The following is a 12514-nucleotide window of genomic DNA, read 5'->3' on the forward strand; positions in this document are numbered from 1 at the left end:
AGCTTGCGCCCTCTAAAAAAAGTAACTGTTAGGCTATAGTGAAAATGAATTTTCAACTTTGCTTTTGACATACCTTCTCATGGAAGGGTTTGCACTCTTCATCGGTGTGAGCTTGATCAAATCCTTGTCCCACGAAGGATTGCCAATCCTTCGTGACGGCTGGAAATTTCCTAACGTGATGCTTGATTGAACCGCTCACTGCGAGGGCGGATCGTTTGCAGACTAACGGCTCGAATTTTCATCCTTTTGCGTTTCGGATCGATATACGTGCACAGCAGCGAGCGTTTCTCCTGTCTCCTGACCCAGCGGGTGCGGCCGAAGGTTTTCCACCTTTCTCCGTGGGCGTATTGGAAATGCACGTCCAAGAGTCCTTCCTCATTGAGCGAGGGAGTGATGCTGATGGTTTTCCGTGGAGCTGCGTGAATTCGGCTTTCACCAATCAGACCTCGAACTTTGTGAGGTGAAAAATTGATCAGTTTGTAGGTTCCTTTGGGAAAACTTCGCAAGCTGCGGTCCATGACAAAAGTCCGATACGTCTGACCGCCCGGCACTGGGATAAGAATCAGCAAGGGCTCTTTGATCCCGGGTTTAATCTTCACCTTGGCGAGTTCGGGGTAAACGGTGACGCCCTCCTTGTTGGTCGTTTGCGTTCTCAGCGTCACTGCGCCGTCCTCATCGCGCACGGTTTGAAAAGGCCCGAGGATATTTGCCGTGGAGAGCGCAATCTCATAGAGATCTTTGTTCGGTGATGCTAGGTAGACCGTGTGGTGGTCTTTGGCATGTTCGAAGGCATACAGAGAGACTTTCACCGTTTGCTGGTCGGCGGTCTGCGCGTGCAGGCTGCTTGCGACTAGGGCGAGGATGCTGAGGGCTGGGAGTAAAATTTTCATAAACCTATATATTGTTAGACTTCGTCCGCGGCGAGCCAGCGGAAAGAGATAATTTCGAATCGGCGACCGTAACTTTGGTTGGTGGCATTGAGTGCTGCCGTTGCTGTTGTGGGGGCTTGCGAGTCATCGACAAAGGCATGCTGCCGCTGCACCACCGCTTCGCACCACACCTTGACCTGCGTTCCATCGTGCTCGGCCTCTCCATAAGATCGGATGCGGAAGGTATCGCCTCTCACGGTGAGCGATGGGGCAAGCCGTCTGAGCAAGTCAGCCTGGGTGATCTGGGTCGCGGCACCATCCGAGCTATGCGCGGTGAAATTCCCGGAGGTCAGCTCGTTGTTGTTGCGCGCTGTTGGCAGTCCGAAGTCGCTATTGAGCTCTGCGTTTTCAATAGCCGTCTGCAAAGCTCCGGCATTTGCCGTGGCGGGATCATTGACCAACTGGCGATTAACAAATTCTGCGACCGACTGAAATGGGCCCCGCTTCTTGACCTCGGCAACGGCATGCTCCGCCAAGGTCAGAATCTGCTCATGGCTCAACCTGCGATGCCCTGCCCAGCGGCTCTGGTCATCGAAGTCTGCCGCCACTTCGTCGCCGATCATGGGGGAAAAACGAGACACCACCGCGTCAGGAGATTCAGCAACATCGGCCAAGGTGGAATTCGCTGTAAGCACATCCAGAATGGGCAGCGACTCGTTCGTGCCACTGGCTAAAAACAAGGCCCAGGCCTCAACAGTGGTCGAGTTCACATTGAAGGCACCCCGGTTGTAGAGATACTGTGCGAAAGTAGCGTAGTCGGATGAGCTGACCGATGGAGTCATGCTCGTGGCCGGCTCGAAATTAGGGTTGGCCAACGCTTTCCCATCTTCAAAAAATTCAGCGATCACCGTATTGAGATCACGTGGGGCATTGCCAAATAGAGGGCCTCCTTCAGTAGCAGCAGTCGAGAGGAAATAGCCATCGAACAGGGTGTTGTTCGCCAAGTAGGAATGGTCGAGATGCGTTCCCAGGCTCCCTGACGTGGCTTTTTCCGACAAGGGCATGATCGGTGCGTTAAAGGCATTTCCAACAATCTGAGTCGTAAGCGGTGCCTGTCCGCCGCTATTCAAAGGGGCGTGAGAAAACTGGGCTAGTGAGGTCGAAGGGATGAGGGGGATTTGGGCATATGGGGCGTAGTTGACCCCGGTTCCGGATGTCACTCCGCCAGCGCCATAACCTCGGTTCTGGCTATCGACTTCCACCGCCGGCACCTGGTCCCAGGATGTCATCGGCTCCCAGGTCAGCTCATACTGATGGAACCTCTCATGCTCGTCCTGATCGATCCCCATGCTGAAGTAGGGGTTGGTGATTCCGTTGTGCAGCCACATTGAGCCATTGGGACTGCCCGCCACGGTGTCGGAGTCTTGCTCGGTTTTGAGTCGGAGCGAGGCGATCAGAAAAGGCACTTTCTCCGAAGCATCACCTTGCGGCTTGAGGTTCGCCCCGGTCACTGTCATCCGAGACATCTGGTTGGTATCGAAGCTCGGAAGTTTGGCCTCCATGCTGGTCTCATCAGGCAGGTCGATCTCGATGGCACCAATCTGGATGCGGTTCTCATCGAGGGTTGAGGCAAAGGCATCGACATCGCTGACATTCGAATCGCTGCCCCCGTCACCGCGATACATTTTCAGATAGGAAACGATCTCCTTGTTGTTTGTCTCCGGCCACAAGCTACCAGTGCGCTGCACCTTTGCCGGGCTAACACGAACAGAATAAACATCACCGAGCTTCACCTGAATTTGCGATTTATTACTGTTCGCATTGGGCCATGGACACTGGGCATTGTAATTTTCATCGGTGGAAATATAACGCTCAAACACACCACCGCTTCTCGGATTGAAACCTTCTTCCAAAACCAAGCCTTTGGTGTAGTTCCAGTTTTTATGATTGTAAGTCGTCCCCTTCGGCGCACCAAACACCTTGTATTCTCCGGGTTTTAACACGATATCGTTAACCCCCTTGGCATCACTGGGTCCGGTGATGCGGGCGCGGTAGGGAAGTTTGTCTTGCACGTTCTCCACACCGGTCGGGTTGTTGCCCCGGTTGAACATGTAAGCGATGTGCACCGGTTTCCCCGACGAGGCACTCTTCACGCCACTTTCATCCTCGCGGAAGAACTCGACTTGTAAGGGAAAACGATAGAACTCCAGCTCCATGGCATCGAACCGAAGCTCCACGTTGTAGGGGTTCCACACAGTGACCACCAGGTCCACCCATAAGCCTAAAAAGCCTACATAAGGATCAGCCAAGCTGTGTTCCTGCGGTGCCATCGAAAAGATGAACTGAGCGTTGGAAATCACTGGCTGCAGCTGCTGGCGATCGAAATACCCGCTGTCTAATTCCCGCTCATCGTCACTGGCCGCGATACCCACTGCCCCGTTGTCGACGCTCACTTTTTGATAAAGCTGATAGTGGGAATGCAGCTGCGACCACTTGGGATCCGGACTCGGCATCGGTTCCGCACCTGAGAACCGACCTGGAGCAGCAGCGATGGGCGTTTCGCTGTCGCTGTAAATATACCGATCGGCATATTCAGCCGGCAATGCCTCATCATCGAACAAGAGTGAGAGGTCCTTCTGATAGCCACCTTCGGCCACATTGGTCAGGAGGCTTTTGGAATCGGCGCTCAGGAAATGGAATGCCTTTCCCTCCTTGGGATCGAACTTGGAGCCGCTACCCACCAGAGCGGAGCTTCCCAGAGTCACCAACCTCGCTTGCTCGTCGCTGGTGATATCGCTAAGCGGTGCGTAGGAGTCGTCGGAATCAGCCAAAGCGTGAAAGCCGGAACGCCCTGTGGTGCCAAGCGCCGCGACACGCTCTGCCTCGGTCTCAGGGCTTGGCCTTCCAATTGTTAGGTTTGCCTTTTGTGATTCGTCAAAGATATGCCACGCGTATTTCCCCGATCCACCTTGTCCGAGATCGGCCACGTCGACCGTGCTCGCGCGGACGTATTGACTCTCGGGCACATTACCATAGGGCATCGGCAAGGTCCCCTCACCCACCAAGATCACGGAGTCCTCCGGTGACTTCGTGGCGTAGGCGAGATTACTTTGGTTTTCCGGCGTGGTGGAACTCAGCCATTGGATGAAGTCGCCCGTTTTCTGCGCTGAGTAGGAAATGGCATTCGTATCGTTGTTAGACGGCTTAAAGGATCGCCACACTCCCAGCAGATGAGCCTGGGCGGTGTTGTTCTCGTCGATACTGGCATTGGCGGTGATCCGCTGATCTGGTCCAGCGGCTTTCTGAAGTTCAGCCAGTGCTAACATCAAACCCATACGAGCATTCGCGCGTGCGGAAATCAACGCCTGTGACTCTCCGGATGTCCGTTGTTCGAGAGTCGCCATACTCAGCATCGCCATGGCAATCATCACCAGCAGCACCATGACACTGACCGTTGCGATCAGGACGAAAGCAGGTCTGTTCCGCAGCTGAGAGCCACGGCCTTGTGCTGATGGATGGGAGTAGATCATGAGATGACGGAGGTTCGATTAGGTTCAATTCCATCATGACTGGGAGATCACACGCTGTGCGACGTGGGAGCAGGGCGTTCGGTCCCACATTCACCATTTCTCCATGATGGATATTCAATATAACTTCATCCTATCCCATTGACTATCCGTAGTTTAACCGATGCCACGATTCCTATTCAGGAAAATAAAAACGATGCCCCGGTAGGCGGATGGTTTGATCATTGAGACCAAAGGCGTTCCGCTTATCCACCGGAACTGGGATCGGAACAATGCTGAGATCCGCCTGATCCAGCGCGACCGGCGTGAAGGTCACGCGGTCTCCTTGTTGAAGATCGATCGTATAAAACCCGTCTGCTGTCTTCGTTACCTGCGCCGGTTTTGCCTGCTCACCGTTGATCGTGATGATAGGATTGGAAATATCGATCTGCACCTGGCACGGCGAACCGGCCAGACTCTTCACCGTCACGAACTGGGTGACGCCGGCTTTTTTCTTGGCACTGACCAGAAAAGCTCCTTCGGTGCGCAGCTGGTGAAATGCCACATCCGCCCAGGCTTTCGGCGTGCCGTGAAGGACCCGGATTTTCCCACCCCAGCTCTGCAGCAACATATCGTGCACGCTGCTGGCAAACGATAGAGGACTCTCGATCACCGGATTGCCTTCGGCATACATCGTGGTCGGGGAAACATTCTTGTGATTGATCAAGAAATCGAGGTAGTAAGCCGCCTTTTCCGCATCGCCCAGTCGCGCATACATGGAGGCCGCACCCGTTGCGGTGTAGCCGGTGACAGGCATTGCTTTCACCTTCTCCTTGCCGTTGATGGTCACATCTAACCAATGATCGACCGATGTCTTCAGCAACTTGGCATCTTTCGGGTTTTCCGGAGTGATTTCTGATAGAGGAAAAAATGGCAGCAGGTGCGAGTAGTGGCGGTGTGGTTTCTCGAAAGGGATGGTTTTCCCAATTCGCAGACCATTTTCATCCGTTTGGAAATCCACCAAGTGATCAAGAACATGCTGCCACTTGCTGGCTAAGGGATCGTTGAGCTGATGCTCTTTATCGATGTCGATCAAGGTGCGGCATGCCCAGCGCAGCAGACCGATAGTAAAGTTGATATCCTGTCCGCGGCCACCCGGGTATTCTGGCGACCAACTTTTCTTGATGTGGATTTTGCCGTCGTCTGCTTTCACCGGGTTCTCGCGCAGATAGTTAAGGTAGCCATTCACATTCTTGCGTAGCAGTGGGAACAGTCCGTCACGCATCCGTTTCCGATCGCCCGCGTATTCGCAGTGCAGCCAGTAGTTATGCAAGATCCAGGCTAACATGTCCGGCGTCTTGGCATTGTCGTAGGAAAGGCAGTCCTGCGGAAACAGGGCACCCAGAGCCATGCTGTCCTTCCAGCGCTCCGGCACGTTTTTTTCCAAGTTATGAGCATACTTGTCCAGATTGTTAGGAAGCGACGCCCCCACGGACATCCGGTTCGCGGTGAGGTGTGTCCAGTAAATCAACTGCACGTTCAAATCCCCCCAGACCATCGGCCAGAAGGTGTAGTGATACCACGGCCCTAGGACGTCAAGAATCGGTCCGTCCTCACTCATGGCCGAAGCTAACTTATACATCTGAATCCAGTAGAATGCCTCCTTCTCCGGATCGTTCATGGTGAGGAAACTCTTCGGGTAATACGCGTGCCACCACTGGCGGTGCGTGGCGATGAACTTCTGCGCTTTCAGCGATTCTTTGGCCTGTTGCAAGTTGGCTTGGACCGTTGCCTTACTATTCTTCTCTGGAAAACTATGGTGCACACTGGCGAGGAGAGTTTGCTTCCCATCGGCAACTCCCAGAGTTTCCCAAGCGGTCGTGGTTTCACCTCGGTGCTGGTAGAGTTTTTGCAGACAAAACTGTATCCCGTCCGCTTCGCTCAACTCCGGCTCGGGCGGCAGAGGATAGGGTGCCTTGCGCATGATGTCCCAGAAGCCTCCCTTCGGTCCTCCACCTCGTTCCAAGGTTTGGCGCACGGATGATTTGGCCAATTCAGGGTGCCACGAGATCTTTACCGACTCACCATCAGACGCGTCCGTTTCAAAATAAATGACATCGCTGGTTCGGTGAGTCAAAGCGCGCACTCGATATGATCCGGCGGTCGTTGCTATCGTGCCCACCAGCTCCGCATTCCACAGGTCCAAACGTAAATCGACACCCGTGATGTCGCCTTTTGAGGTGAGGTTGAAGTGACCTAATGGAAGCCGACAGCGATAGATCCACAGACATTGATTGCCCTCATACGGTAGCCGATGATCGTAGTAATCGTGCCGACTGGTAAAGATCGAGATGACATTCTTTGCGCCCTTCGGCTGATAGAAGGTGAATCCCACATTGCCGTTTCCTGAGAAAGGAGCCACCTCCCAACGATTCGGTATCCGATCCCAAACCATGTCGTGGTTTCCCAAAAACTCTTTGTAACCGATCTTGGCCTCCGCGCTGTTGGGAACCGCAATCACTCCAATGAGTGTCGTCGCTAAGACTAAAACGAAGGGGATAAATTTTGATACTCTCATCTTCCGCTACTTAGGGGATAGCTCTTGCTTGAGCTGCTTGCACCGTGCGCGGTGTTTTTTCAGCACCGTTTCATATTCCGGATTGTTCGCTAGGTTCCGCTGCTCTTTAGGGTCGTTGGCCAGGTCGAAAAGTTCTTCGTAGATCGGCTGCTCGCCTTCGATACCGTCGGGGAGATACTTGTTCCGGTCGTTTTCCTTACTGTAATAGCGGATGTATTTAAATCGCTCGCCACGCACCGCATCCTGCCGTGGGTATCCTTGATCAGTGAACAGGTTTTCCAGAAAGATGTCTTCGCGCCAACCTACCTTTTTGTTTCCTAACAATGGCACCATACTCTGTCCTTGATAGGTTTCCGGAATGCTCAGCCCACACATTTCCAACAAGGTCGCGGGGATATCCTGCCCCACCACCAACTCCGCTCGTTGCGAGCCACGGTTTTCAGCGGCTAAGTGTGGCGAATAAACGATCAGCGGCACATGCACCGATTCCTCGTAAAGCATCGTTTTCCCACCGAGACCATGCTCCCCGTAGAGCAAACCGTTGTCCGAGAAAAATACGATGATGGTATTTTCAGCCAAACCTAGTTTTTCTAACACCGCACGAAGGTTACCGACAAATTGATCGATCCCATAAACGGCTCTGGAGGTTTTCAGCAGCGACCGCTTCAGCGAGGCCTCAGAGAATCGATAGTAACCCGGCTGTTCTTCTCTGGTGATGACATCTTTGGGAAGTGATAGATTTCCAGGGTAGCCAGCTGGCATGGCGAACTTGTTTTGCTCGCCTTGGTAGAGTGTGGAGTAAAACTTCGGATCTCCGGGTCTTGTCCCCATACCTCCCAAGCTCGCCTGGTGCGGGAGGTTGAAGTTAATCCATGCGCAAAATGGTTTATTAGGATCGCGCGGTTTGAGCTGCTTTTTAATCGAGGCATGAGCATTCTCGTAGAAAGAATCATCGCCAGGCTTCAGATACGCTTCAAAGGCCTCAAACAGCCCCTCGATCTGCGACTTGTTTGTTAAATTGCTAAACGTCTTCTTTTTGTCGGCCGGATGAAACCCGAGGTGACCTTCGCCATAATAACAGAAATCGATATTCTGCTTGAGCTGTGTATTGCTGCGATCGGCAATCTTGGTGTGGTGCTTGCCGATAAAAGCGGTCGAGTAGCCTGCCTCTTTGAGCTGCATCAGGAAGCTGTTTCCAAATGCTTTCTCCGAGACAAAATTCTTCGAGACACTGGTGAATCCTACCCGGTTTGTTCGCTCCCATTGTGCGGTGAAAAGGTTGGCCCGACTGGGACCGCAGATCGGACTGGTGACAAAGGCGTTTTTAAAAAACACCCCCTGCTTTGCCAATCGATCGATGTGTGGAGTTTGCGTCACCGGGTTGCCGGTCAGGCTCAGTGAGTCGTAGCGCTGATCATCGCTGAGGATGAAAATGACATTCGGTTTCGGCGTCGGTGCAGCCATTGCGGAGGCCGGACTGAACAACAAACCACATCCTACGAGCCAGACACCCATTGATTTCAACCGTCCACCTTGGCCTACCAGACCCTTTGACAACGTTTCTATGTCGCTCATTGACTTACGGACTTATTCGACGGCCTGCGCGGTCGACGATGGTGTTTTGGCACTTCGGGTCGCTTTGCTCACATCCGGGTAACTAACGAGGAAGTTGTTTTCATCAATCAGGTTGATCACGTAGTGCGTGGTTCCTTTGGGCAGGGTGGCGGAAATCTTGTTCCCGGCCAGCACCGTCGCAGCCTTGCGAAACCACTCTTCGCCGTGTTTGTCTCCGCCGTTGAGGGTGTAGATCAAGTCGGCGCGAGCTAGTTCGGCACCATTTTCCTGATAGACGCACTCCACCTTGTCGCCGCTTTGTTTCAGGGAAAGCACCGACGGCACCTTCTCCTTGTTCGGCAGTGTGGCCCGGTAATGAGGATTGTAATGCGGGTAACTCGCCTTCATCTCCGTGAGAAGTTCGGTGAGCCGAGCATTCATCGCCTTTGCTTTTTCCGGCATCGCATTGACCAGGTTTTTGGCCTCTTCGATATCGACCCGTTTTGGTTTTCCATAGCCCATTTCATAGAGCTGATACAATTCCAGCTCGGGCACTTTCGGGTTGCTCAGGTGATCGTAATTACGCACCAGCTTGAAGTCACCCACGCGAATCGCACTTTCCAGCGCGACACTGTTGGGGAAATGCCATAGCATGGTATCGCGCACCTCGCCGCGATCGTTTGTCACCAGTTTGGGGTCGGTGGGATCCCTTTTCAGAAGCTTGGAAATATCACAGCCGTCGAAGTGTTTCCCCTCAGGTTCTTGAGTTCCAGTGAGAGAAAGAATCGTCGGGTAGAAATCGAGTCCATTGACCATCACGTCCGACTGCACACCGTCCTTGATCCCCGGCCCAACTATGATCAGCGGCACGCGAATGCCTCCCTCCATCGCGGAGATTTTGCCACGATCGAGCGGGTAGTTATCGGTGATGACTTCGCCGGGCATGTTTTCCATCCCTCCATTGTCGGAAGTAAAAATGATATACGTGTTTTCGCTCAACTTATGTCCAGGCCAGCGTGGATCATCGGTCTTTTCCAAGTAATCAAACATCTGGCCGACGTAGTAATCGAGTTCTTCCACCATGGCGCAGTAGAAGGGATTGGTCTGGCCCTCGCCCTTCCATTCCTGTGGATTTTCAGGCAGTTCCACGCCGAGTTTTTTCACGTATTTTTTCAATAGCTTCTCACTGCGCGTATGGATCGGCGCATGCACGAGCTTGGTGGCGTAGTAGAGAAAGAAAGGCTTGTCTTTGTTCTCACGCACAAAAGTGAGTGCATCTTCGCTGAGTTCATGGGTGGCGAATCCGTTTTCATCGAGCCGATACGGATCGTTTGCCTTCTCTGTGGCGAATCCCGTCAATCGGTGCGGCGTCATTCTCCTGGTGACTCCTGAGTTGCCGCGCGACCAGTCGAAACCTTGATCTGTCGGTTGGGGAAAAGAATTGTGTTTGATCGCCAGGTGCCACTTGCCGCTGTGGCCGGTGGTGTAGCCATTGCTTTTTAATGCCTCAGCGATGGTTACACGCTCGGCGGTCATTTGCCCGCTATACCACGGAGGCATCATGCGGTGGCCCTTTTTACTGTAAGGCGCGGGTGGTTTGCCGCCGACCACATGAGTCAGTTGCGCGCGTGCAGGATGGAGACCACTTAAAATGGCAGCCCGGCTCGGTGCACAACTTGGTGCGGGCGAATAAGCCTGCCAAAATTGAACTCCCTTCTTCGCCAGAGCGTCAATATTGGGTGTCTCCATCGGCGACGGTTTGTCGATGTCATAGCACTTCACGTCCTGCCACCCGAGGTCATCGGTGAGCAGGAGGATGATGTTGGGCTTGGCGGGTCGGTTCTGATCGGCTGCGATCACCGCTGAGTTTCCGGCGATGAGCAGCGTTCCGATAGAGAATAATGACAAGTGGAGGTTCTTCATAAGACAATAATTGTTAGGTTCATTACTTGGCTTGGAGGATCTCGCTGTATTGCGCGTAGTTGTTCGAATCGATCACCATGAATCGGTAATACTCGATGTTTTCAGGGATCTTTGCGTTCGCACTTTTTCCCTCTTTGAGAAGGTTGGCGGGGCTGCGCATGCCGGGGATGGCCACATCCTCAGGTACCTTCTCCTGACGCGAACGACGACCTTTTTTCTTCGCTCCTTTTTTCTTACCCTCCACCGGCGCATCGCAGTAGATCACATAAGCTTGTTGGATCGTTGGGCCGTCAGGCTTGACGTTGACCCGCGCCATGCGGGTGTTTGCCTTGAACGAAACTTTCCCCAGCTCGGCCACAGGCAGGGTCTTCTCGGCATAGTTCGGATTGAGATACGGTCCTTCGGCGTGGTTGGCGGCGAGCTCGGCTTCCAGCGTTTCGCTGAGGCGTTTCACCACATCGCTATACTCAGGGTTTTTCGCGAGGTCTTTGACTTCCTCGTAGTCGTTACGTTTGCCGTCTTTATAAATCTGATAGAGTTCATAGTCATTCGGCACATGGCGCTTGTAGAGCTTGAAGTCACCTCTGCGGATGGCGGATCTCATGGAATCTTCATCACCGTGGGGAAAGTGCCAGAAGAGGTGATCGCGCTCTTTCCCGGCTGCATCGACAATTTTCTGCGACTCCCCTTTGAGCACCGGGGAGATGTCCAAGCCGCTGAGCTCTTTGGCATCTTCCGGAGCGATCTTCGACTGCGTGAGCTTCAGGATCGTGGGAAAGTAATCGAGCTGATTGACCAATCCATCGAACTGGCTGCCGGCTTCGATTCCTGGTCCTGAGATCACCATGGGCACCCGTATGCCGCCCTCTTCCGCGTGGGCCTTGCCGTATTTCAATGGGGCGTTGTCTGAGAGGATTTCTTTGCCACGTTTTTCCGCCCCCCCATTGTCGGATGTGAAGAAGATGTAAGTGGTTTCGATCAGCTTTTTCCCAGGCTGTCTCGGATCGTCGGTTTTTTTGAGGTAATCCACAAGTCGGCCGAGGCTCCAATCGACGGTGGTCACCATCGACGCAAAGTAGGGGTTCTGTTGGCCAGGAAGCGTCATGTCGCCAGGCTTCGGAGGGAAGGGTTGGCCCATCTTGTCGCAATAATATTCTAATAACTCGCCATTACGAGTCAGCGCCGGCCAGTGAACCATCCAGTGACACAGGTTGAGGAAAAACGGCTTGTCTCCGCTCTCACCGATGAACTTCAATGCCGATTCAGTCACCTCGTCATAGGGGTAGGAAATTCCCTGCGGCTTCTTGTCACTGAACGGTGCGTATTTTTCCTTACTGAGAGGATATTTCTTATCGTCTGCCGTAGCAAAGCCTTTGGTGCGATCGGGCATGCTGCGGTGCGGGCCACGCTCCTGGTTCACCACTTCGAAGCCATAGCTGGAAGCATCCAGGCCGACGTGCCACTTGCCCGAATGCCCGGTGCGGTAACCATTCGCCTTCATCGCATCGGCCAAGGTGAGCAGCGTCAGGTCCAGCGGATCCTGGAGATACGGATCCACCAATCGCTCGCTCTTTCCTCCCTCCTCGATTCTCCCAAGGGTGACATGGGTCATGCCAATTTTCGCCGGGTGCTGGCCGGTGATGATGCCTGCGCGCGATGGTGAACAGGTAGGCGCTGGCGAGTAGCCTTGGGTGAAATTCATGCCAGCTTTAGCAAATTTCGTGATATTTGGAGTCTCGAAGGGACATGGTTTATCGACATCATTGATCTGCACATCCTGCCAGCCGAGGTCATCGACGTAGAAAATGATGATGTTAGGTGGTGGGTTATCGGCCATGGCGGCTTGTCCGACCAGCAGCGAGGCGAGAGTTCCAACTGCCAGGCTACGCGCAAAACGACGACGTATACGCGGAGCGAGGGTGAAAGTAATCGACGGTATCAAATTCATCAAAGTATTATAGGTTCGTTGTTACCAGTGGATCTATGCACCACTTAGCAACTACTACCCTACCGCGATGGAGCTCATCCGTCCATAGGTCGTTTAGCCGATATTGCTTGATGACACAGTCAGCCTAGAATGTTGG

6 protein-coding genes are annotated in these 12514 nt (G+C 53.5%); all 6 read right to left on the reverse strand.

From position 1 onward, the window contains the following. Positions 1-170: 170 nt before the first annotated feature. Entirely contained in the window at positions 171-890 is a 720-nt protein-coding gene (locus JO972_RS11045) for a hypothetical protein (RefSeq protein WP_309490107.1), read from the reverse strand. A 14-nt stretch (positions 891-904) separates the two neighbouring features. Next, complete coding sequence (locus JO972_RS11050) at positions 905-4399, reverse strand: hypothetical protein (protein ID WP_309490108.1); 3495 nt, start codon at positions 4397-4399, stop codon at positions 905-907. Positions 4400-4571: 172 nt separating this feature from the next. Then, positions 4572-6953 carry a glycosyl hydrolase family 95 catalytic domain-containing protein gene (locus JO972_RS11055; RefSeq protein ID WP_309490109.1) on the reverse strand — a complete coding sequence of 794 codons (2382 nt, stop codon included), beginning with the start codon at positions 6951-6953 and terminating at the stop codon, positions 4572-4574. A gap of 6 nt (positions 6954-6959) precedes the next feature. Further along, on the reverse strand, positions 6960-8417 hold the full coding sequence (locus JO972_RS11060) for a sulfatase-like hydrolase/transferase (protein ID WP_309490110.1): 1458 nt from the start codon (positions 8415-8417) through the stop codon (positions 6960-6962). 123 nt (positions 8418-8540) lie between these two features. Further along, a complete protein-coding gene (locus tag JO972_RS11065; RefSeq protein WP_309490111.1) occupies positions 8541-10430 on the reverse strand; it encodes a sulfatase in 1890 nt (629 codons plus the stop codon). A 22-nt stretch (positions 10431-10452) separates the two neighbouring features. Next, positions 10453-12378, reverse strand: a complete 1926-nt coding sequence (locus JO972_RS11070) for a sulfatase (protein ID WP_309490112.1) — start codon at positions 12376-12378, stop codon at positions 10453-10455. Positions 12379-12514: the final 136 nt, after the last annotated feature.

The sequence above is a fragment of the Oceaniferula flava genome (assembly GCF_016811075.1).
Taxonomy (GTDB): Bacteria; Verrucomicrobiota; Verrucomicrobiia; order Verrucomicrobiales; family Akkermansiaceae; genus Oceaniferula; species Oceaniferula flava.